Below are 23,373 nucleotides of genomic sequence, written 5' to 3' on the forward strand. Positions count from 1 at the left end.
CGGCGCTGCTGCAGCCTTGTCCAACGTTGTCGGGGTAAGTTTGGTTGCACCGGCTTTTCGTGGCGCTGTGCAACCGTGAAGTCCTGCCTCAAGCGTGCGCTACAGTGACTCAATACCACACAAAAGCGCAGGTGGCAGCGATTGGCGGCAACGGAAGGATTCCCATGGGCGTTGCGATCGAGGTGAAGGGACTAACCAAGTCCTTTGGATCCTCGAGGATTTGGGAAGACGTCACGCTTGAAATCCCCGCCGGTGAGGTCAGTGTGTTGCTCGGGCCGTCGGGTACCGGCAAATCCGTGTTCTTGAAGTCCCTCATCGGTTTGTTGCGGCCGGAACGTGGCTCGATCCTCATCGATGGCACCGACATCATCGAATGCTCGGCCAAGGAACTCTACGAGATCCGCACCCTGTTCGGCGTGCTGTTCCAGGACGGCGCGCTGTTCGGCTCGATGAACCTCTTCGACAACACCGCGTTCCCGTTGCGTGAGCACACCAAGAAAAAGGAAAGCGAGATCCGTGACATCGTCATGGAGAAGCTGCAGCTGGTCGGCCTCGGTGGGGACGAGAAGAAATTCCCCGGCGAGATCTCCGGCGGTATGCGCAAGCGTGCTGGCCTAGCGCGCGCTTTGGTTCTCGACCCGCAGATCATTCTGTGCGACGAGCCCGACTCAGGTCTGGACCCGGTCCGTACCGCCTACCTGAGTCAGCTGATCATGGACATCAATGCCCAGATCGACGCGACCATCCTGATCGTGACGCACAACATCAACATCGCCCGCACCGTGCCCGACAACATGGGCATGTTGTTCCGCAAGCATCTGGTGATGTTCGGGCCCCGTGAGGTGCTGCTAACCAGCGACGAGCCGGTCGTGCGGCAATTCCTCAACGGCCGCCGCATCGGGCCGATCGGTATGTCCGAGGAGAAGGACGAGGCCACCATGGCCGAAGAGGCGGCCTTGCTCGAAGCGGGCCACCACGCGGGTGGCACCGAGGAAATCGAGGGGGTGCCGCCGCAGATCACCGCGACGCCGGGCATGCCGGAGCGCAAAGCGGTCGCGCGCCGCCAGGCCCGGGTGCGCGCGATGTTGCACACACTGCCCAAGGGCGCCCAGGCGGCGATCCTCGATGACCTCGAGGGCACCCACAAGTACCAAGCGCACGAATTCGGCGACTAAAGGTGTGCTCTGGCCATCCATCGCCACTTGGCGCAACTCGCCTGCGCTGCCCTCTTGACGGCAGAGCCTAAACGGGTCAATCTGTTGGGCAGCATCTGTCCACGGGGAAAGTCGAGATGCCAGCCAGCGCCGATACCCCCGTGGACGTGGCCGTTATTGGGTAGTTGAGGAATGCGCCGTCCTGCGCTATTGTTGGACGTTGCGCTGGCTACTTCCTGCCCACCTCACCCGCCACTTGACACTGTGGTCTTTAGCCTGAGCCCTGTTTGTGGCTCAGCTATTTGGTTGCGCGCGTGAGATCTGGGCTGGATTGTTCGCCGGCCGAACTAACACAATTATCGCGGCGAACCGGCGGACACCAGCTTTCTGGGGTTCACGTGAGCCGCACGAGGTGCTGGAAGGATGCATCTTGCCAGATTTCGGCCAGAGCAAGACAGACGTAAGTCCTAGCCAGAGTCGCCCCCAAAGTTCGTCCAACAACTCCGTGCCCGGAGCGCCCAACCGAATTTCATTTGCCAAGCTCCGCGAACCGCTTGAGGTTCCGGGGCTGCTTGACGTGCAGACTGATTCGTTCGAGTGGTTGATCGGATCGCCGCGCTGGCGTGCCGCGGCCGCCAGCCGCGGGGATCTCAAGCCGGTGGGTGGTCTCGAAGAGGTGCTCTACGAGCTGTCGCCGATCGAGGACTTCTCCGGCTCCATGTCGCTGTCGTTCTCCGATCCCCGTTTCGACGAAGTCAAGGCGCCGGTCGACGAGTGCAAAGACAAGGACATGACGTACGCGGCCCCGTTGTTCGTCACGGCCGAGTTCATCAACAACAACACCGGTGAGATCAAGAGCCAGACGGTGTTTATGGGCGACTTCCCGATGATGACCGAGAAGGGCACCTTCATCATCAACGGGACCGAGCGTGTCGTCGTGAGCCAGCTGGTGCGCTCCCCGGGTGTGTACTTCGACGAGACGATCGACAAGTCCACCGAGAAGACGCTGCACAGCGTCAAGGTGATTCCCAGCCGCGGTGCCTGGCTGGAATTCGACGTCGACAAGCGCGACACCGTGGGTGTGCGCATCGACCGCAAACGCCGGCAACCCGTCACGGTGCTGCTTAAGGCGCTGGGCTGGACCAGCGAGCAGATCATCGAACGCTTCGGTTTCTCCGAGATCATGCGCTCGACGCTGGAGAAGGACAACACCGTCGGCACCGATGAGGCGCTGCTGGACATCTACCGCAAGCTGCGCCCCGGCGAGCCGCCGACCAAGGAGTCCGCGCAGACGCTGTTGGAGAACCTGTTCTTCAAGGAGAAGCGCTACGACCTGGCCCGGGTTGGTCGTTACAAGGTCAACAAGAAGCTCGGGTTGCACGCCGGTGAGCCGATCACGAGCTCGACGCTGACCGAAGAGGACGTCGTCGCCACCATCGAGTACCTGGTCCGGCTGCATGAGGGTCAGTCGACGATGACCGTTCCAGGTGGCGTCGAGGTGCCAGTGGAAACTGACGACATCGACCACTTCGGCAACCGCCGGCTGCGCACGGTCGGCGAATTGATCCAGAACCAGATCCGGGTCGGCATGTCGCGGATGGAGCGGGTGGTCCGGGAGCGGATGACCACTCAGGACGTCGAGGCGATCACGCCGCAGACGCTGATCAATATCCGGCCGGTGGTGGCCGCGATCAAGGAGTTCTTCGGCACCAGCCAGCTGTCGCAGTTCATGGACCAGAACAACCCGCTGTCCGGCCTAACCCACAAGCGCCGGCTGTCGGCGCTGGGGCCGGGCGGTCTGTCGCGTGAGCGTGCCGGGCTAGAGGTCCGCGACGTGCACCCGTCGCACTACGGCCGGATGTGCCCGATCGAGACCCCGGAGGGGCCGAACATCGGTCTGATCGGCTCGTTGTCGGTGTACGCCCGGGTCAACCCGTTCGGGTTTATCGAGACGCCCTATCGGAAGGTGGTGGACGGGGTCGTCACTGACGACATCGAATACCTCACCGCTGACGAGGAGGACCGCCACGTGGTGGCGCAGGCCAACTCGCCGACGAAGGACAACGGAGCCGGTGCTCAGGTTTTCGCTGAGCCGCGCGTGCTGGTGCGTCGCAAGGCGGGCGAGGTGGAGTACGTGGCCTCGTCCGAGGTGGACTACATGGACGTTTCGCCACGCCAGATGGTGTCGGTGGCCACCGCGATGATCCCGTTCCTCGAGCACGACGACGCCAACCGTGCCCTGATGGGCGCCAACATGCAGCGCCAAGCGGTTCCGCTGGTGCGCAGCGAGGCCCCGCTGGTGGGCACCGGCATGGAGTTGCGCGCGGCCATTGATGCCGGCGACGTTGTCGTCGCGGAGAAGTCCGGGGTGATCGAGGAGGTCTCCGCCGACTACATCACCGTGATGGCCGACGACGGCACCCGGCGGACCTACCGGATGCGTAAGTTCGCTCGCTCCAACCACGGCACCTGCGCCAACCAGTCCCCGATCGTGGACTCCGGGGACCGAGTCGAGGCCGGCCAGGTGATCGCCGACGGTCCGTGCACCGAGAACGGTGAGATGGCGTTGGGCAAGAACCTGCTGGTGGCGATCATGCCGTGGGAGGGCCACAACTACGAGGACGCGATCATCCTCTCCAACCGACTGGTCGAAGAGGACGTGCTCACCTCGATTCACATCGAGGAGCATGAGATCGATGCCCGCGACACCAAGCTGGGCGCCGAGGAGATCACCCGGGACATTCCGAACGTCTCCGATGAGGTGCTCGCCGACTTGGACGAGCGCGGCATCGTGCGCATCGGTGCCGAGGTTCGCGACGGCGACATCCTGGTCGGCAAGGTCACCCCGAAAGGGGAGACCGAGCTGACCCCGGAGGAGCGGCTGCTGCGGGCGATCTTCGGCGAGAAGGCCCGCGAGGTCCGTGACACCTCGCTGAAGGTGCCGCACGGCGAATCCGGCAAGGTGATCGGCATTCGGGTGTTCTCCCGCGAGGACGACGACGAATTGCCCGCCGGCGTCAACGAGCTGGTCCGGGTCTACGTCGCCCAGAAGCGCAAGATCTCCGACGGTGACAAGCTGGCTGGGCGGCACGGCAACAAGGGCGTGATCGGCAAGATCCTGCCGGCCGAGGACATGCCGTTCCTGCCGGACGGCACTCCGGTGGACATCATCCTCAACACCCATGGGGTGCCGCGACGGATGAACATCGGTCAGATCCTGGAAACCCACCTTGGGTGGGTGGCCAAGTCCGGCTGGAAGATCGACGTGGCCGGCGGCATGCCGGAGTGGGCGGCCAACCTGCCTGCGGAGTTGCTGCACGCCGAGCCCAACCAGATCGTGTCGACCCCGGTGTTCGACGGTGCCAAGGAAGAGGAACTGCAGGGCCTGCTGTCCTCGACCTTGCCCAACCGCGACGGCGACGTGATGGTGGACGGCGACGGCAAGGCGGTGCTCTTCGATGGACGCAGCGGTGAGCCGTTCCCGTATCCGGTGACGGTTGGCTACATGTACATCATGAAGCTGCACCACTTGGTGGACGACAAGATCCACGCCCGCTCCACCGGTCCGTACTCGATGATCACCCAGCAGCCGCTGGGTGGTAAGGCACAGTTCGGCGGCCAGCGGTTCGGTGAGATGGAGTGCTGGGCCATGCAGGCCTACGGCGCGGCCTACACGCTGCAGGAGCTGTTGACCATCAAGTCCGACGACACCGTCGGCCGGGTCAAGGTGTACGAGGCGATCGTCAAGGGCGAGAACATCCCCGAGCCGGGCATCCCCGAGTCGTTCAAGGTGCTGCTCAAGGAGCTGCAGTCGCTGTGCCTCAACGTCGAGGTGCTGTCGAGTGACGGTGCGGCGATCGAGCTGCGCGAAGGCGAGGACGAGGACCTCGAGCGGGCCGCGGCCAACCTGGGAATTAACTTGTCCCGCAACGAATCCGCGTCCGTCGAAGACCTCGCCTAACTATCAGTTTCAACACCCGCAAGGGGAAAGGGAGTTACGTGCTAGACGTCAACTTCTTCGATGAACTCCGCATCGGCCTGGCTACCGCGGAGGACATCAGGCAGTGGTCCTACGGCGAGGTGAAGAAGCCGGAGACCATCAACTACCGCACGCTCAAGCCGGAGAAGGACGGCCTGTTCTGCGAGAAGATCTTCGGACCGACTCGCGACTGGGAGTGCTACTGCGGCAAGTACAAGCGGGTGCGTTTCAAGGGCATCATCTGTGAGCGCTGTGGCGTCGAGGTGACTCGCGCCAAGGTGCGCCGTGAGCGGATGGGCCACATCGAGCTGGCCGCACCCGTCACGCACATCTGGTACTTCAAGGGTGTGCCGTCGCGGCTGGGCTACCTACTTGACCTGGCCCCGAAGGACCTCGAGAAGATCATCTACTTCGCCGCGTACGTGATCACCACGGTCGACGAGGAGATGCGGCACAACGAGCTGTCGACGCTCGAGGCCGAAATGATGGTGGAGCGCAAGGCCGTTGAGGACCAGCGCGACGCCGACCTGGAAGCTCGTGCCCAGAAACTAGAGGCCGACCTGGCCGAGCTGGAGACCGAGGGCGCCAAGGCGGACGCCAAGCGCAAGGTCCGCGACGGCAGTGAGCGCGAGATGCGCCAGCTCCGCGAGCGCGCGCAGCGTGAGCTGGACCGGCTGGAAGACATTTGGAGCACCTTCACCAAACTGGCTCCCAAGCAGCTGATCGTTGACGAGAACCTCTACCGTGAGCTGGTCGACCGCTACGGCGAGTACTTCACTGGCGCCATGGGCGCGGAGTCGATTCAGAAGCTGATGCAGAACTTCGACATCGAGGCTGAGGCCGAGTCGCTGCGTGAGGTGATCCGAAACGGCAAGGGGCAAAAGAAGCTTCGGGCGTTGAAGCGACTGAAGGTGGTCGCTGCCTTCCAGCAGTCCGGCAACTCGCCAATGGGCATGGTGCTCGACGCGGTCCCGGTCATCCCGCCGGAGCTACGTCCGATGGTGCAGCTCGACGGTGGCCGGTTCGCCACGTCCGACCTGAACGACCTGTACCGCCGGGTGATCAACCGCAACAACCGGCTGAAGAGGTTAATTGACCTCGGAGCTCCTGAAATTATTGTCAACAACGAGAAGCGGATGCTGCAGGAGTCCGTGGACGCGCTGTTCGACAATGGCCGTCGCGGCCGGCCCGTCACCGGGCCGGGCAACCGTCCACTCAAGTCGCTGTCGGATCTACTCAAGGGCAAGCAGGGCCGGTTCCGGCAGAACCTGCTCGGTAAGCGTGTCGACTACTCGGGCCGGTCCGTCATCGTGGTCGGCCCGCAGCTCAAGCTGCACCAGTGCGGTCTGCCCAAGCTGATGGCGCTGGAGCTGTTCAAACCGTTCGTGATGAAGCGGCTGGTTGACCTCAACCACGCGCAAAACATCAAGAGCGCCAAGCGAATGGTGAAACGTCAGCGTCCGCAGGTGTGGGACGTGCTCGAAGAGGTCATCGCTGAGCATCCGGTGCTATTAAACAGGGCACCGACGCTCCATAGACTGGGTATCCAGGCTTTCGAGCCAATGCTGGTGGAAGGCAAGGCCATCCAGCTGCACCCATTGGTGTGTGAGGCGTTCAACGCCGACTTTGATGGGGACCAGATGGCCGTGCACCTGCCGCTGTCCGCCGAGGCGCAGGCCGAGGCCCGCATCCTGATGCTGTCCTCCAACAACATCCTGTCGCCGGCCTCTGGCCGTCCACTGGCCATGCCGCGACTGGACATGGTGACCGGGCTGTACTACCTGACCACCGAGGTCGACGGCGATAAAGGCGAATACGTTGCGGCAGCCAAGGATCGTCCAGAGTCGGGTGTGTACTCCTCGCCGGCCGAAGCGATCATGGCGGCCGACCGCGGGGTGCTTTCGGTGCGGGCCAAGATCAAGGTGCGGCTAACCCAGCTGCGTCCGCCGGCCGACATCGAGGCGGAGCGGTTCGGCGCCAACGGCTGGCATCCGGGCGACCCGTGGATGGCCGACACCACGTTGGGTCGGGTGATGTTCAACGAGCTACTGCCGCTGGGTTACCCGTTCGTGAACAAGCAGATGCACAAGAAGGTGCAGGCTTCCATCATCAACGACCTGGCAGAGCGCTACCCGATGATCGTGGTCGCGCAGACCGTCGACAAGCTCAAGGACGCCGGCTTCTACTGGGCGACCCGCAGCGGTGTCACTGTTTCCATGGCCGACGTGTTGGTGCCGCCGCGCAAGAAGGAGATCCTCGACCACTACGAGGACCGTGCGGACAAGGTCGAAAAGCAGTTCCAGCGCGGCGCTTTGAACCACGACGAACGCAACGAGGCGCTGGTGGAGATCTGGAAGGAAGCCACCGACGAGGTCGGTCAGGCGCTGCGGGACCACTACCCGGTCGACAACCCGATCATCACGATCGTCGACTCCGGTGCCACGGGTAACTTCACCCAGACCCGGACGCTGGCCGGCATGAAGGGTCTGGTGACCAACCCGAAGGGTGAGTTCATTCCGCGTCCGGTCAAGTCGTCCTTCCGCGAGGGCCTGACCGTGCTGGAGTACTTCATCAACACCCACGGCGCTCGAAAGGGCTTGGCGGACACCGCGTTGCGTACCGCCGACTCGGGGTACCTGACCCGTCGTCTGGTGGACGTGAGCCAGGATGTCATCGTCCGCGAACACGACTGCCAGACCGAGCGCGGCATCGTCGTCGAGCTGGCCGAGCGTGCGGCTGGGGTTGATGGTAAGGCCAGTCTCATCCGCGACCCGTACATCGAAACATCGGCATACGCACGGACTTTGGGCACCAACGCGGTCGACGAGGCGGGCAACGTGATCGTCGCGCGCGGTGAGGATCTGGGTGACCCGGAGATCGACGCCTTGCTGGCGGCGGGCATCACGCAGGTCAAGGTGCGCTCGGTGCTGACCTGCACCACCGGCACCGGTGTGTGCGCGACGTGTTACGGGCGGTCGATGGCCACCGGCAAGCTGGTCGACATCGGTGAGGCCGTCGGCATCGTGGCCGCCCAATCCATCGGTGAGCCCGGCACCCAGCTGACCATGCGTACCTTCCACCAGGGTGGTGTCGGTGAGGACATCACCGGCGGTCTGCCCCGGGTTCAGGAGCTGTTCGAGGCCCGGGTGCCGCGCGGCAAGGCGCCGATCGCCGACGTCACCGGACGGGTCCGCCTCGAGGACGGGGAGCGCTTCTACAAGATCACCATCGTTCCCGACGATGGCGGCGAAGAAGTCGTCTACGACAAGCTGTCCAAGCGGCAACGGCTGCGGGTGTTCAAGCACGAAGACGGTTCCGAGCGGGTGCTCTCCGACGGTGACCACGTCGAGGTGGGTCAGCAGCTGATGGAAGGCTCGGCCGACCCGCACGAGGTGCTGCGGGTGCAGGGCCCGCGCGAGGTGCAGATCCACCTGGTCCGCGAGGTCCAGGAGGTCTACCGGGCCCAAGGCGTGTCGATCCACGACAAGCACATCGAGGTGATCGTGCGCCAGATGCTGCGCCGGGTCACCATCATCGACTCGGGCGCGACGGAGTTCCTGCCCGGCTCGCTGATCGACCGTGCGGAGTTCGAGGCCGAGAACCGTCGGGTGGTGGCCGAGGGGGGTGAGCCCGCCGCCGGTCGTCCGGTGTTGATGGGTATCACCAAGGCGTCGCTGGCCACCGACTCGTGGCTTTCCGCAGCGTCGTTCCAGGAGACCACGCGGGTGCTGACCGATGCGGCGATCAACTGCCGCAGCGACAAGCTCAACGGTCTGAAGGAGAACGTGATCATCGGAAAGTTGATCCCGGCTGGCACCGGTATCAACCGCTACCGCAACATCGCGGTGCAGCCCACCGAGGAGGCCCGCGCCGCGGCCTACACGATCCCGTCCTACGAGGATCAGTACTACAGCCCGGACTTCGGCCAGGCCACCGGTGCTGCCGTTCCGCTGGACGACTACGGCTACTCGGATTATCGCTAAGAAAAAGCCCCGGCCAATTGCCGGGGCTTTTTCTGTGCGCCCAGTGTGCGGCCAGCTTCACGCTCGCGACTGAGTGTGCGGCTGGCCGCACGTTCGCCCGACGGGCCGCAGGTCGGTGTCGCTCACTAGACTGGGTGGCGTGCTCATCGGTTCGCATGTCAGCCCAACCGATCCGCTCGCCGCAGCGGAGGCTGAAGGCGCTGACGTCGTGCAGATTTTCCTTGGCAACCCGCAGAGCTGGAAGGCGCCCAAACCGCGTAGCGATGCCGCTGTGCTGAAGGCCGCGGCCCTGCCGGTGTACGTGCACGCGCCCTACTTGATCAATGTCGCGTCGGCGAATAACCGGGTGCGGATCCCATCGCGCAAGATCCTGCAGCAGACTTGTGATGCGGCCGCCGACATCGGTGCTGCCGCCGTGATCGTGCATGGTGGGCACGTCGCCGACGACAATGACCTCGAGGATGGTTTCGGCCGCTGGCGTAAAGCACTCGACCAACTGCAAACCGACGTTCCGGTCTACCTCGAAAACACGGCCGGCGGCGACCACGCGATGGCTCGCCGCTTCGATACCATCGCCCGACTCTGGGATGTCATCGGCGACACCGGGATCGGTTTCTGCCTGGACACCTGTCACGCATGGGCGGCTGGCGAGGGGCTAATTCAAGCTGTGGATCGCATCAAGGCCATCACCGGCCGGATCGACCTGGTGCACTGCAATGATTCCAAGGACGAAGCGGGCTCGGGTCGTGACCGTCACGCCAACTTGGGTAGCGGCCAGATCGATGCCGAGTTGCTGGTAGCAGCCGTCAAGGCAGCGGGTGCGCCGGTGATCTGCGAAACCGCTGACGAGGGCCGCAAGGACGACATCGCGTTCCTGCGCGAAAAGACCAGCGGCTGACGCAGCGCTGGCGTTACATTTTTTGTACGACTATCGGAAAAGCGTAATATCGGTGGCATGCCAGACACCCATGTCGTCACCAACCAGGTTCCGCCGCTGCTGGACTACAACCCGGCGACCTCCCCGGCGCTGATCGAGGCCCTAATCCGCGAGGGCGGTCAGTGGGGCCTCGAGAAGGTCAACGAGGTTGGGGCGATTTCCGCCAACCACGAAGCCCAGCGTTGGGGCGAGCTCGCCGACCGCAACCGGCCTGTCCTGCACACCCACGACCGATACGGACACCGCGTCGATGAGGTGGAATACGACCCGGCCTACCACGAGCTGATGCGCACGGCGATCTCCCACGGCATGCACGCTGCGCCGTGGGCCGATGAGCGGCCGGGGGCGCATGTGGTGCGTGCCGCCATGACCTCCGTATGGACCGTCGAGCCGGGGCATATGTGCCCGATCTCGATGACCTACGCTGTTGTCCCAGCGCTGCGGTGCAACCCCGAGCTGGCAGCGGTCTACGAGCCGTTGCTGACCAGCCGCGAGTACGACCCGGAACTGAAACTGGCCACCAGCAAGCGCGGCATCACCGCGGGCATGTCGATGACCGAGAAGCAGGGTGGCTCCGATGTCCGCGCCGGCACCACCCGGGCGACCCCAAACGCCGACGGCACGTACAGCCTCACGGGCCACAAATGGTTCACGTCGGCACCCATGTGCGACATCTTCCTGGTGCTTGCGCAGGCACCGGCCGGGCTGTCGTGCTTTCTGTTGCCGCGGGTGCTCCCCGATGGCACCCGCAACCGGATGTTCTTGCAGCGACTCAAGGACAAGCTCGGTAACCATGCCAACGCCTCAAGTGAGGTTGAATACTCTCGTGCCACTGCCTGGTTGGTCGGTGAAGAGGGACGCGGGGTCCCGACCATTATCGAGATGGTCAACCTCACCCGGTTGGACTGCACCCTGGGCAGTGCCACCAGCATGCGCACCGGCCTGACCCGCGCCATCCACCACGCCCAGCATCGAAAAGCATTCGGCGCCTACCTGATTGACCAGCCGCTAATGCGCAACGTACTGGCGGACCTGGCCGTCGAGGCTGAGGCCGCCACGATGGTCGCGATGCGGATGGCCGGTGCCACCGACAATGCGGTGCGCGGGAACGAGACAGAGGCGCTGCTGCGCCGCATCGGTCTGGCGGCCAGTAAGTATTGGGTGTGCAAGCGTTCCACCCCGCATGCTGCTGAAGCGCTGGAATGCCTGGGCGGCAACGGATATGTGGAGGATTCCGGGATGCCGCGGCTGTACCGCGAGGCGCCGCTGATGGGCATTTGGGAGGGCTCAGGTAACGTCAGCGCCCTAGATACCTTGCGTGCCATGGCAACTCGACCCGAATGCGTCGAGGTGCTATTTGGCGAATTGGCCGGATCCGCGGGTCAGGACTCCCGACTGGACGCCCATGTCGAGCGGCTGCGGCCACAACTGGCCGACGTTGAAACTATCCAGTACCGCGCTCGCAAAGTCGCTGAGGACATCTGCCTGGCGTTGCAGGGGTCGTTGCTGGTGCGCTACGGGCATCCTGCCGTCGTCGAGGCGTTCCTGGCTACCCGGCTCGACGGTCAGTGGGGCGGGGCGTTCGGTACCTTGCCAACCGGGTTGGACCTGGCGCCCATCCTTGAGCGAGCCCTGGTAAAAGGCTGAGTCGCAACATGACCCGCGCCGACGACGATGCAGAGCGAAGCGATGAGGAGGAGCGGCGCCAATGACTCACGCAATCAGGCCAGTGGACTTCGACAACCTGAAAACTATGACCTACGAGGTTGCCGACCGGGTTGCGCGGATCACCTTCAATCGGCCGGAGAAGGGCAACGCGATCATCGCCGATACGCCGCTGGAGTTGTCCGCCTTAGTTGAGCGTGCCGACGTGGACCCGAACGTGCATGTCATCCTGGTATCCGGTCGTGGCGAGGGCTTTTGCGCGGGTTTCGACCTGTCCGCCTACGCCGAGGGGCAGTCGCCGGCAGGCGGCGGTAGCGCGTACAAAGGCACCGTGCTGGACGGCAAGACCCAGGCCATCAACCACTTCGCGAACCAGCCGTGGGACCCGATGATCGACTACCAGATGATGAGCCGGTTCGTGCGGGGGTTCTCCAGCTTGCTGCATGCCGACAAGCCGACTGTGGTCAAGATCCATGGTTACTGCGTGGCCGGCGGCACCGACATCGCGCTGCACGCCGACCAGGTGATCGCCGCCGCCGATGCCAAAATTGGCTATCCGCCGACGCGGGTGTGGGGGGTTCCCGCCGCGGGTCTGTGGGCGCATCGTCTCGGTGACCAGCGCGCCAAACGTCTTCTGTTCACTGGTGATTGCATCACCGGTGCGCAAGCCGCCGAGTGGGGCTTGGCGGTCGAAGCGCCGGATCCGCAAGATCTCGACGAGCGCACCGAACGGTTGGTGGCCCGCATCGCTGCGATGCCGATCAACCAGCTGATCATGGTCAAGCTCGCGCTCAATTCCGCTCTGCTGCAACAAGGTGTGGCCACCAGCAGGATGGTCAGTACCGTTTTCGACGGAGTTGCGCGACACACGCCTGAGGGGCACGCCTTTGTCGCCGACGCAGTCGAGCACGGCTTTCGGGACGCCGTGCGCCACCGCGACGAGCCGTTTGGCGACTACGGCCGCCAGGCTTCGCAGGTGTAGCCATGCCGAATATGACTGCCCGATCAGTGGTGCTCAGCGTGCTGCTCGGTGCCCATCCTGCCTGGGCGACCGCTAGCGAACTGATCAGGCTTACCGCCGATTTCGGTATCAAGGAGACTGCGCTGCGGGTCGCCCTGACCCGCATGGTCAGTGCGGGCGATCTAATCCGGTCGGCTGACGGTTATCGGCTCTCCGATCGGTTGCTGGCCCGTCAGCGCCGCCAGGACGAGGCGATGCGCCCAGGGGTGCGGTCGTGGCATGGGTGGTGGGTCATGTTGATCGTCACCAGCGTAGGCACCGATGCCCGCAGTCGGGCTGCACTGCGAACTGCCATGTACAACAAGCGTTTTGGTGAACTGCGCGAGGGGGTATGGATGCGCCCCGACAACCTCGACCTGGACTTGGATCCCGAGGTTGCGGCCCGGGTGCGGATATTGAGTGCTCGCGACGATGCGCCCGCTCAGCTGGCCGGTCAGCTGTGGGACCTGCCTACATGGACGGCGACCGGCCACCGGCTGCTCGACGAGATGGCCGCAGCGCCTGACATTCCCGGTCGGTTCGTGGTGGCCGCGGCGATGATGCGCCATTTGCTCGCTGACCCGATGCTGCCGGCCGAACTGCTACCCGCCGATTGGCCGGGCGCCCAGCTGCGTGCCGCCTACTACGACTTCGCCACTGAACTGGCGGGGCGACGCGACGTGGTGGAACAAAAAGATGGGACTCAACTCGCGGAGGCGACATGACTAATCCAGTGCGTGTCGAGCGCAAGGGCCCGGTGACGACGGTGATCCTCAACCGGCCGGCGGCGCGCAACGCCGTCAACGGCCCGACGGCGGCCGCCCTCTACGCCGCGTTCGAGGAATTCGACCGCGACGACACCGCATCGGTGGCCGTGTTGTGGGGCGACGGCGGAACCTTTTGCGCAGGAGCCGATTTGAAGGCCTTCGGTACCCCCGAGGCTAACGCCGTGCATCCCAGCGGTCCCGGGCCGATGGGGCCTTCACGGATGCTGTTGTCCAAACCGGTGATTGCCGCGGTGAGCGGCTACGCCGTTGCCGGTGGTCTGGAGTTAGCCGTGTGGTGTGATTTGCGGGTAGCCGAGGAGGACGCCGTGTTCGGGGTGTTTTGCCGGCGGTGGGGAGTGCCGCTCATTGACGGCGGTACGGTGCGGCTGCCCCGGCTCATCGGGCAGAGTCGGGCGATGGACATGATTCTCACCGGCCGCGCGGTGGCAGCCGACGAAGCGCTAGCGATCGGCTTGGCCAATCGGGTCGTGCCCAAGGGCCAAGCCAGGCAAGCAGCCGAGGAACTGGCGGCTCAACTGGCCGCGCTGCCGCAGCAATGCCTGCGATCGGATCGATTGTCGGCGCTGCACCAATGGGGGATGCCGGAAGCTGCGGCGTTGGACTTCGAATTTGCCAGCATCTCGCGCGTCGCCGCGGAGGCCGCCGACGGTGCCGGACGGTTCGCTGCGGGCGCCGGCCGCCATGGCGCCCCGGCGGGTCCTGAGGTGAGCTAGCGGGTCATCCGCCCTTGTTGATGGTGTTGCCCGAGCCGATGTTGTCGACCTGCGGGTCGCCGTTTCTATACGTGATGGTGTTGTCGAGCCCCAGCACGCTGAGGTGTTGGTCGATCTTGTCGAAGGTGATCTTGTTATTCGTGCCGCCGATGGTCACCGTTGCGCAGCTGCCGTTGACGGTCAGCGTGTTGCTGGAGCCGGCCACGTTCAAGGATTTGCCGTCGCCGCAATCGAGGGTGGCGGTGGTTCCAAGGGATCCGTAGTTCATTGTGTTTCCGATCTCGACCGATGCGGTGGTGGGTGCGCCCGTCGTCGGTGCGGCTCCGGCACTCGTTGTGGTTGTCACGCTGCTCGTGGTTTTCGTCGACGGGCCTGCCGGGGGGTTGGCCGTCGAGCTGCAGCTGGCCAGCCCGAAAGTTGTCGGTACGACCGCCAGCGTCAGGGCCAGTGCGGCCAGCCTGGATGCGTCAGTGATGGGGGAGCGCATGGTTCCTCGATTCCTTGGATTAGCCGGGTACCCGCTGCAGCCGGTTGACCATGCCTAGTTCGCGGCCGCGGTCCTTGATGAACGGTTCGCCGTTGTGGAAGAACACTGTCTGGTCCCAGCCGTAGACGGTGATGTCGTTGATCACGGTGTCGGCGATCACGGTGTTGGACGAACCCATTAACGTGACCGCCCAGCAGGTTCCCTTCGCGGTGACGATATTCGCTGTGCCATCGACCATCAAGGTGGAATCGTTGCAGTCCAGAGTCTGCTGGAGGCCCTCCCCGGTGACATGGGTGTCGCCGTTTTTGGCGTGCGCGCTTGGCGGTGGGGCAGCAGGGGTGGCAGCGATCGTCATGACGCAGGTAGCTAGCGACCCCGCGACAGTTGTCCAATTCACGGCGGGCCCCTTCGCTGTGGCGGGTGTCTGCTGGACTGAGCCTACGTGCACGAACGACCAAGTACACGAGTTCGTCAACTAGAGTCGTTAGTTGAACTCACCGTGCACCGAAAAGCGGCGGTGGCCCAACCGTGTCATCGCAATCGAAGGACGATCGCCATGTCAGCTCAGCCGGAACCGCAGTCAGCGGGTGGGCGCCAGCGCGCGGCGAAAGCAGCGAAATCCGTGGCCCGCTCGGCCAAGCTGAGCCGCGACGGCATTATCGACGGCGCACTGACCTTCCTGGACCGGGAGGGCTGGGATTCGCTGACCATTAATGCGCTGGCGACCCAGCTGGGCACCAAGGGGCCGTCGCTGTACAACCACGTCAACAGCCTGGAGGACCTGCGCCGCGCCGTGCGGATTCGGGTCATCGACGACATCATCACGATGTTGCACCGGGTCGGCGAGGGTCGTGCCCGCGATGACGCGGTGCTGGTCATGGCCTGCGCCTACCGCAGCTATGCCCACCACCACCCCGGTCGGTATTCGGCGTTCACCCGGATGCCGCTGGGCGGGGATGACCCCGAGTACACCGCTGCGACCAGGGGCGCGGCCGCACCGGTGATTGCGGTGTTGTCGTCCTTCGGCCTCGACGGTGAGGAAGCTTTCTACGCAGCGCTCGAATTCTGGTCGGCACTGCACGGGTTTGTGCTGTTGGAAATGACCGGCGTCATGGACGACGTCGACACGGACGCGGTGTTCTCCGACATGGTGTTGCGGCTGGCGGCTGGCTTGGAGCGGCGTACCACGCTCGGCGGTAATAGGCGGTAATAGTCTGAGCTAGACGGCAGAAACGACCTGAGGTGCCGCTGCGGTCTGCGATACTTCCGGCATGCCACTCAAAGACCGTGTGCTGCAAAGCCCGCTCTATTGGAAGCTGGTCGATCAGAAGCTGCAGAAGTGGGCTTATCCCCTCGTCACCCGCCGGCTTGGCGCCGACGATGTCTTCCTCAACTTCGGCTATGAGGAGGATCCGCCCATGTCTTTGCAGTTGGTTGTCTCCGACGAGCCCAATAGGGGTTCTATCCAGCTCTACCATCGCACGGCGACTCAGGCGGATATCCGTGGCAAACGGGTCCTGGAAGTCGGTTGCGGCCACGGCGGCGGAGCCTCATACCTGATGCGCACCTTGCACCCGGCGTCATATACCGGAATGGATTTGAACTCAACCGGTGTCGCCTTTTGTCAAAAACGGCACCGGTTGCCCGGCCTAGATTTCGTGCGAGGTGACGCCCAAAACCTGCCCTTCCCCGACCAGTCTTTCGATGCAGTCGTCAACATCGAATCCTCGACTTATTACCCCAGTCTTCCGCGCTTCCTTGCCGAAGTGGCGCGCGTGCTGCGGCCGGGAGGGCATTTCCTCTACGCCGACGTCCAACCCCACAACGGTGTTGCTGCATGGGAGGCGATGTTGGCCGACGCCCCGATGCGCATGGTTTCGCACCGGGACATCAGCGCCGAGGTCAGGCGTGGGCTGGAGAAAAATTCGCAGCAGTGGATGGGCATGATCGATCGCTATCTGCCAGCGTTGCTGCAACGCTTTGCCCGGGATCTCGTCCCTAGGTGGGTCTCGGTCGCTCGTCGTGATCTGGAAAGCGGGATACTGTCCTACCGGATGTACTGCTTCGTCAAAGAATGAGGCGCCGCCGCGTTCTGGCTGTTGTTTGCCAGCGTTGATGCGCAGCTGCCACGCACTGACCGTGTCGATGGGGTTGGTGCAGCGCGCAGCCATCTCACCAGCGGCTTTTGTGTTCGGGCGCGCGATTATTCGATTACCCCACATTTGTGGAACCAACCGATTACGCTGCTGATCACTTCCCGAATTAGAGGTCGCTTCGATGATTGGGACAGTGGGTTTACGTGTGACGCTGCAGCGTTTGTGCCTAGCAGCAGGGGGACACGAAGTGGTGAACGATACCGCCACCCAGAGGAGCAGGCTCACCGGCAGCGTAAGGCGGTCCGGCTGATGGTGATGGTGTTTGTGCTGGCACTTCTGGTGGCGGCCGACCCGGTGCGTATTGGCGTTGCGCTGCTGTTGATTTCGCGGCAACGGCCCATGCGTAATTTGCTTGGATACTGGCTCGGCGCCCTGATAGCGAGTAGCGCTTTAACTGTCGGGTTGTTGACGGGGCTACGCGGCTTCGCGCCTGCGTTTGCGGAAGGCGTGAATTCCGTTGCTGCGAGCTCGACCGGCCGGCACGTCCAAATCGTTGTTGGTTTGCTGGTGCTACTCCTCGCCGTGCTCGTCGCGGTGGGCTTCCCAACGCATCTTCGGGCATCGGTACCTGTGCCGGCCGTCGGCGTTGCACCGGCCGGGCTGTTGAACCCGGGCCGGCCGACCGCACTCTCGCGACTGCTGGGCCGCGCCCGGGGTTTGCTGGATGGCCCGTCTTTCCGGGTAGCGTTCGTGGTCGGCATGTCCGGCACACCGCCGGCTGTCGAGTGGTTGGTGGCAGTCGCCGCCATCCTGGCCTCGGGAGCGAGCATCGGCATGCAGGTGAGTGCCGCTATCGGGTTCATCCTTGTGACGCTTGCGGTCGTCGAGATGCCGTTGGTGGCCTACCTGGTGAAACCGGCGCAAACCCAAGTAGTCATGCTGCAGTTGCATAGTTGGGTGCGGTCTCGCCGTCGGCAGATTCTGGCCGTCTTGCTTGCTGTAGCGGGAGCCTTTGCGGTGGCAAGCGGCATGGGCGCCGGCTGAGGCCGGTTGGGTTATCGGGTCGCTTTGACCTGCCCGAGCAGGGACGGGTATTGTGGTTGCTCGTGCCTGGCGGCTTACGGCGCCTGATGTTAGGGGGCGTGATGCTGGGCCAATTCGCATGTCCAGGATGCAACGGATTCGGTCCGGGGCGGGCACATGCGACACACCCGATCGCAGGGTACTGCGGCGGGGCATAACTGCACTACAACCAGACTTGCCAACAGGCTTGACAACGAACGCAACACAGAAAGCCGGTAGATGCCAACCATTCAGCAGCTGGTCCGCAAGGGCCGTCGGGACAAGATCGGCAAGGTCAAGACCGCGGCTCTGAAGGGCAGCCCGCAGCGTCGTGGTGTTTGCACCCGCGTGTACACCACCACCCCGAAGAAGCCGAACTCGGCGCTTCGCAAGGTTGCCCGCGTGAAGCTGACGAGTCAGGTTGAGGTCACGGCGTACATCCCAGGCGAGGGTCACAACCTGCAGGAACACTCCATGGTGCTGGTGCGTGGTGGCCGGGTGAAGGACCTGCCCGGTGTGCGCTACAAGATCATTCGCGGTTCGCTCGACACCCAGGGCGTCAAGAACCGCAAGCAGGCTCGTAGCCGTTATGGCGCCAAGAAGGAGAAGAGCTGATGCCACGCAAGGGGCCCGCACCCAAGCGTCCGTTGGTCAACGACCCCGTCTACGGGTCGCAGCTGGTCACCCAGCTGGTGAACAAAATTCTGCTGAAGGGGAAGAAATCGCTGGCCGAACGCATTGTTTATGGTGCGCTCGAGCATGCCCGCGACAAGACCGGCACCGATCCCGTCATCACGCTCAAGCGAGCTCTCGACAACGTCAAGCCGGCCCTTGAGGTGCGTAGCCGTCGCGTTGGCGGTGCGACGTATCAGGTGCCTGTCGAGGTTCGACCGGACCGATCGACCACGCTGGCCCTGCGCTGGCTGGTCGGCTTCTCGCGGCAACGTCGGGAGAAGACCATGATCGAGCGGCTGGCCAACGAGATCCTCGATGCCAGCAACGGCCTCGGAGCCTCGGTGAAGCGGCGCGAGGACACTCACAAGATGGCCGAGGCAAACCGCGCGTTTGCGCACTATCGCTGGTGATTTAGCCGCCTGCTCCCGTCGACCAGGCGCAATGACAACAGCAACTATCAACCGAAAGAGAAGACTTCTGTGGCACAGAAGGACGTGCTGACCGACCTCACCAAGGTCCGCAACATCGGCATCATGGCGCACATCGACGCCGGCAAGACGACGACGACAGAGCGCATCCTCTACTACACCGGTATCAGCTACAAGATCGGTGAGGTGCACGACGGCGCCGCCACCATGGACTGGATGGAGCAGGAGCAAGAACGCGGGATCACCATCACCTCCGCGGCCACGACCTGCTTCTGGAATGACAACCAGATCAACATTATTGACACGCCTGGCCACGTCGACTTCACCGTGGAAGTCGAGCGTTCGCTCCGTGTTCTTGATGGCGCCGTCGCGGTTTTCGACGGCAAGGAAGGCGTCGAGCCGCAGTCCGAGCAGGTCTGGCGGCAGGCCGACAAATACGACGTTCCGCGCATCTGCTTCGTCAACAAGATGGACAAGATCGGCGCCGACTTCTACTTCTCGGTTCGCACCATGCGGGAGCGGCTGGGCGCCAACGTCATTCCCATCCAGCTACCCGTCGGCTCCGAGGGTGACTTTGAAGGCGTCGTCGACCTGGTTGAGATGAAGGCCAAGGTGTGGAGCGCCGAGACCAAGCTCGGTGAGAAGTACGACGTTGTTGACATACCGGCCGATTTGAAGGAGAAAGCCGAGGAGTACCGCACCAAGCTGCTCGAGGCCGTCGCCGAAACCGACGAGGCGCTGCTGGAAAAATACCTCGGCGGCGAAGAGCTCACGGTTGCCGAGATCAAGGGCGCGATCCGTAAGCTGACCATCAGCTCGGAGGCGTACCCGGTGCTGTGCGGCAGCGCGTTCAAGAACAAAGGCGTCCAGCCGATGCTCGACGCCGTCATCGACTACCTGCCCTCGCCGCTGGACGTGCCGGCGGCCATCGGCCACGCACCGGGCAAAGAGGACGAGGAGATCGTCCGCAAGCCGTCGACCGACGAGCCGTTCTCCGCACTGGCGTTCAAGGTGGCGACGCATCCCTTCTTCGGCAAGCTCACCTACGTCCGGGTGTACTCGGGCAAGGTTGACTCCGGCAGCCAGGTCATCAACGCGACCAAGGGAAAGAAGGAGCGGCTGGGCAAGCTGTTCCAGATGCACTCGAATAAGGAGAATCCTGTCGAGTCTGCTGCAGCTGGTCACATCTACGCGGTGATCGGCCTCAAGGACACCACCACCGGCGACACTCTGAGCGACCCGAACAACCAGATCGTGCTCGAGTCGATGACCTTCCCGGACCCGGTGATCGAGGTGGCCATCGAGCCGAAGACCAAGAGCGACCAGGAGAAGCTGAGCCTGTCGATTCAGAAGCTCGCCGAGGAGGACCCGACCTTCAAGGTGCACCTGGACTCCGAAACCGGCCAGACCGTGATCGGCGGGATGGGCGAGTTGCACCTGGACATCCTGGTCGACCGGATGCGCCGCGAGTTTAAGGTCGAGGCCAACGTCGGCAAGCCGCAGGTGGCGTACAAGGAGACCATCCGCCGGGTCGTGGAGACCGTCGAGTACACCCACAAGAAGCAGACCGGTGGCTCGGGCCAGTTCGCCAAGGTGATCATCAAACTCGAGCCGTTTACCGGCGAGGACGGCGCGACCTACGAGTTCGAGAACAAGGTCACCGGTGGCCGTATCCCGCGCGAGTACATCCCGTCGGTGGACGCCGGTGCCCAAGACGCCATGCAGTACGGCGTGCTGGCCGGCTACCCGCTGGTGAACCTGAAGGTTACCCTGCTCGACGGTGCGTACCACGACGTCGACTCGTCGGAAATGGCGTTCAAGATCGCTGGTTCGCAGGTGCTGAAAAAGGCTGCCGCGCAAGCACAGCCGGTGATCCTGGAACCGATCATGGCCGTCGAGGTCACCACGCCCGAGGATTACATGGGCGACGTGATCGGCGACCTGAACTCCCGCCGTGGCCAGATTCAGGCCATGGAGGAGCGTGCCGGCGCGCGCGTGGTGAAGGCGCATGTGCCGCTGTCGGAGATGTTCGGCTACGTCGGCGACCTGCGGTCCAAGACGCAGGGCCGGGCGAACTACTCCATGGTGTTCGACTCGTACTCCGAAGTGCCGGCGAACGTGTCGAAGGAGATCATCGCGAAGGCGACGGGCGAGTGAGCGAAGCTCACGAGTATGCTGACGCGGTCACTACCGCGGCATAACTAGAAAACATCAACACTGCTTTTACAAGCACCAACAAGTCCAGGAGGACACAGAAGTGGCGAAGGCGAAGTTCGAGCGGACGAAGCCGCACGTCAACATCGGGACCATCGGTCACGTTGACCACGGCAAGACCACCCTGACCGCGGCTATTACCAAGGTCCTGCATGACAAGTTCCCCAACCTGAATGAGTCGCGCGCCTTCGACCAGATCGACAACGCGCCCGAGGAGCGTCAGCGCGGTATCACCATCAACATCTCCCACGTGGAGTACCAGACCGAGAAGCGTCACTACGCTCACGTCGACGCCCCGGGCCACGCCGACTACATCAAGAACATGATCACCGGTGCTGCCCAGATGGACGGCGCGATCCTGGTGGTCGCCGCCACCGACGGCCCGATGCCGCAGACCCGTGAGCACGTGCTGCTCGCTCGTCAGGTGGGTGTGCCCTACATCCTGGTCGCACTGAACAAGTCCGACGCCGTGGACGACGAGGAACTGCTCGAGCTGGTCGAGATGGAGGTCCGCGAGTTGCTGGCCGCCCAGGAGTTCGACGAGGACGCCCCGGTGGTGCGTGTCTCGGCATTGAAGGCGCTCGAGGGCGACGCCAAGTGGGTCGAGTCCGTCGCCCAGTTGATGGACGCGGTCGACGAGTCGATCCCGGACCCAGTCCGCGAGACCGACAAGCCGTTCCTGATGCCCGTCGAGGACGTCTTCACCATCACCGGTCGTGGCACCGTGGTCACCGGTCGGGTGGAGCGCGGCGTGGTCAACGTGAACGAGGAAGTCGAGATCGTCGGTATTCGTCCGACGACCACCAAGACCACCGTCACGGGTGTGGAGATGTTCCGCAAGCTGCTCGACCAGGGCCAGGCCGGTGACAATGTCGGTCTGCTGCTGCGTGGCATCAAGCGCGAGGACGTCGAGCGCGGCCAGGTCGTGATCAAGCCCGGCACCACCACGCCGCACACCGAGTTCGAGGGCCAGGTCTACATCCTGTCCAAGGACGAGGGTGGCCGGCACACGCCGTTCTTCAACAACTACCGTCCGCAGTTCTACTTCCGTACCACCGACGTGACCGGTGTGGTGACGTTGCCGGAGGGCACCGAGATGGTGATGCCCGGTGACAACACCAACATTTCGGTGAAGCTGATTCAGCCCGTCGCCATGGACGAGGGTCTGCGCTTCGCGATCCGCGAAGGTGGCCGCACGGTCGGCGCCGGCCGGGTCGTCAAGATCATTAAGTAAGTCTCTTTACCGCGGAGTCAGTACAAAGCCCGGACTGCCGAAATCGGCAGTCCGGGCTTTGCGCGTATGTGGCTCGTGGCAGCCTTGCTGGCGCTAATCTGACACGAACTTCCCTGCGAGGCGAGGAGAGGCACGTGTTAGCACGCTATCTGAAGACACAGTTATTGGTTTTGCTGTGCGGCGGTCTCGTCGGGCCGATCTTTCTGGTCGTCTACTTCGCCCTGGGATTGGGCAGCCTGCTGCAGTGGATGTTCTATGTTGGCCTGCTCATCACCGTCGCTGACGTGCTGATCGCGCTGGCGTTGACCAACTACGGGGCCAAGTCGGCCGCCAAAACCGCGGAGCTTGAGCAGCACGGGGTGCTGACGCTCGCCCAAATCACCGGGCTCACCGAGACGGGTACTCGGATCAACGAGCAACCCGTGGTGAAGGTGAATCTGCATATCTCCGGATCCGGGTTTGTGCCGTTTGATAGTCAAGACCGGGTCATCGCCAGCGTTACCCGGCTGGGCAACCTCACTGCACGCAAGCTCGTCGTCCTGGTTGACCCGACCACTCAGGAGTACCGAATCGACTGGGAGCGAAGCGCTTTGGTCAATGGGCTGGTGCCCGCGCAGTTCACCGTGGCCGAAGACAACCAAACCTACGACTTGAGCGGGCAAGCCGGCCCGCTGATGGAGATCTTGGCGATCCTGCAGGCCAACAATGTTCCGCTCAACCGCATGGTTGACATTCGGTCGAATCCGGGACTGCGTCAGCAGATCCACGCGGTGGTGCGCCGGGCGGCCGAACAGCAGGCATCGGCTGCCCAACCGGCACCGGTCGGCTCGCCGCCGCAGCCATCGATCGCGCAGCGGCTGCAGGAGCTCGAGACGCTCCGCGCCAGCGGTGCGTTGACCGATCAGGAATACAACAGCAGACGGGTCCAGATCATCTCTGAAATCTGACCCCTTGTCGG

At 63.7% G+C, this 23,373-nt stretch carries 18 protein-coding genes; 16 read left to right on the forward strand and 2 right to left on the reverse strand.

Going from position 1 to position 23,373, the window contains the following annotated elements; genetic code table 11:
• Positions 1-164: 164 nt before the first annotated feature.
• The 8 genes from B586_RS03450 to B586_RS03485 all read left to right on the forward strand — a co-directional run bounded on the left by B586_RS03450 (position 165) and on the right by B586_RS03485 (position 14,219).
• Positions 165-1,175 carry an ABC transporter ATP-binding protein gene (locus B586_RS03450; protein ID WP_047313549.1) on the forward strand — a complete coding sequence of 337 codons (1,011 nt, stop codon included), beginning with the start codon at positions 165-167 and terminating at the stop codon, positions 1,173-1,175.
• Between the two features lie 409 nt (positions 1,176-1,584).
• Positions 1,585-5,115: a DNA-directed RNA polymerase subunit beta gene (gene rpoB, locus B586_RS03455; protein WP_156166280.1), complete on the forward strand. Its 3,531-nt coding sequence runs from the start codon at positions 1,585-1,587 to the stop codon at positions 5,113-5,115.
• A 38-nt stretch (positions 5,116-5,153) separates the two neighbouring features.
• Positions 5,154-9,116, forward strand: coding sequence for a DNA-directed RNA polymerase subunit beta' (locus tag B586_RS03460; protein WP_054880675.1), 3,963 nt, complete (start codon positions 5,154-5,156; stop codon positions 9,114-9,116).
• A gap of 139 nt (positions 9,117-9,255) precedes the next feature.
• A complete protein-coding gene (locus B586_RS03465; RefSeq protein ID WP_047313546.1) occupies positions 9,256-10,014 on the forward strand; it encodes a deoxyribonuclease IV in 759 nt (252 codons plus the stop codon).
• 57 nt (positions 10,015-10,071) lie between these two features.
• Positions 10,072-11,700 (forward strand): acyl-CoA dehydrogenase family protein, encoded by a 1,629-nt coding sequence (locus B586_RS03470; RefSeq protein WP_054880674.1) that lies wholly within the window; start codon positions 10,072-10,074, stop codon positions 11,698-11,700.
• Positions 11,701-11,761: 61 nt separating this feature from the next.
• Positions 11,762-12,700 (forward strand): crotonase/enoyl-CoA hydratase family protein, encoded by a 939-nt coding sequence (locus B586_RS03475; protein WP_047313544.1) that lies wholly within the window; start codon positions 11,762-11,764, stop codon positions 12,698-12,700.
• Positions 12,701-12,702: 2 nt separating this feature from the next.
• The gene (locus tag B586_RS03480) at positions 12,703-13,443 is read left to right on the forward strand and encodes a PaaX family transcriptional regulator C-terminal domain-containing protein (protein WP_047313543.1); all 741 of its coding nucleotides are present in this window, start codon (positions 12,703-12,705) and stop codon (positions 13,441-13,443) included.
• Positions 13,440-14,219, forward strand: coding sequence for a crotonase/enoyl-CoA hydratase family protein (locus tag B586_RS03485; protein ID WP_047317013.1), 780 nt, complete (start codon positions 13,440-13,442; stop codon positions 14,217-14,219). Before B586_RS03480 ends, B586_RS03485 begins: the two co-directional genes overlap by 4 nt.
• Positions 14,220-14,223: 4 nt before the next feature.
• On the opposite strand, the gene B586_RS03490 is transcribed toward B586_RS03485, so the two are convergent.
• Both B586_RS03490 and B586_RS03495 read right to left on the reverse strand, forming a co-directional pair.
• Positions 14,224-14,706 (reverse strand): DUF3060 domain-containing protein, encoded by a 483-nt coding sequence (locus B586_RS03490; protein WP_054880673.1) that lies wholly within the window; start codon positions 14,704-14,706, stop codon positions 14,224-14,226.
• A 19-nt stretch (positions 14,707-14,725) separates the two neighbouring features.
• Positions 14,726-15,103, reverse strand: a complete 378-nt coding sequence (locus B586_RS03495) for a DUF3060 domain-containing protein (protein ID WP_054880672.1) — start codon at positions 15,101-15,103, stop codon at positions 14,726-14,728.
• 225 nt (positions 15,104-15,328) lie between these two features.
• Between B586_RS03495 and B586_RS03500 the strand changes: the two genes are divergently transcribed.
• The 8 genes from B586_RS03500 (at position 15,329) to B586_RS03535 (ending at position 23,362) form a co-directional block, all read left to right on the forward strand.
• Positions 15,329-15,916, forward strand: coding sequence for a TetR/AcrR family transcriptional regulator (locus tag B586_RS03500; protein ID WP_156166297.1), 588 nt, complete (start codon positions 15,329-15,331; stop codon positions 15,914-15,916).
• 61 nt (positions 15,917-15,977) lie between these two features.
• The gene (locus B586_RS03505; RefSeq protein ID WP_047313538.1) at positions 15,978-16,784 is read left to right on the forward strand and encodes a phthiotriol/phenolphthiotriol dimycocerosates methyltransferase; all 807 of its coding nucleotides are present in this window, start codon (positions 15,978-15,980) and stop codon (positions 16,782-16,784) included.
• Positions 16,785-17,111: 327 nt separating this feature from the next.
• On the forward strand, positions 17,112-17,846 hold the full coding sequence (locus B586_RS03510; protein WP_047313537.1) for a GAP family protein: 735 nt from the start codon (positions 17,112-17,114) through the stop codon (positions 17,844-17,846).
• A 258-nt stretch (positions 17,847-18,104) separates the two neighbouring features.
• Positions 18,105-18,479 carry a 30S ribosomal protein S12 gene (gene rpsL, locus B586_RS03515; RefSeq protein ID WP_003879423.1) on the forward strand — a complete coding sequence of 125 codons (375 nt, stop codon included), beginning with the start codon at positions 18,105-18,107 and terminating at the stop codon, positions 18,477-18,479.
• Complete coding sequence (rpsG, locus tag B586_RS03520) at positions 18,479-18,949, forward strand: 30S ribosomal protein S7 (protein WP_010908590.1); 471 nt, start codon at positions 18,479-18,481, stop codon at positions 18,947-18,949. The genes rpsL and rpsG overlap by 1 nt, the downstream gene beginning before the upstream one ends.
• 69 nt (positions 18,950-19,018) lie before the next feature.
• Entirely contained in the window at positions 19,019-21,124 is a 2,106-nt protein-coding gene (fusA, locus tag B586_RS03525) for an elongation factor G (protein WP_054880671.1), read from the forward strand.
• A 100-nt stretch (positions 21,125-21,224) separates the two neighbouring features.
• Complete coding sequence (gene tuf / locus B586_RS03530; protein ID WP_047313536.1) at positions 21,225-22,415, forward strand: elongation factor Tu; 1,191 nt, start codon at positions 21,225-21,227, stop codon at positions 22,413-22,415.
• Between the two features lie 134 nt (positions 22,416-22,549).
• Positions 22,550-23,362, forward strand: coding sequence for an SHOCT domain-containing protein (locus B586_RS03535; RefSeq protein ID WP_054880670.1), 813 nt, complete (start codon positions 22,550-22,552; stop codon positions 23,360-23,362).
• Positions 23,363-23,373: the final 11 nt, after the last annotated feature.

The sequence above is a fragment of the Mycobacterium haemophilum DSM 44634 genome (genome assembly GCF_000340435.2).
GTDB classification, from domain to species: domain Bacteria; phylum Actinomycetota; class Actinomycetes; order Mycobacteriales; family Mycobacteriaceae; genus Mycobacterium; species Mycobacterium haemophilum.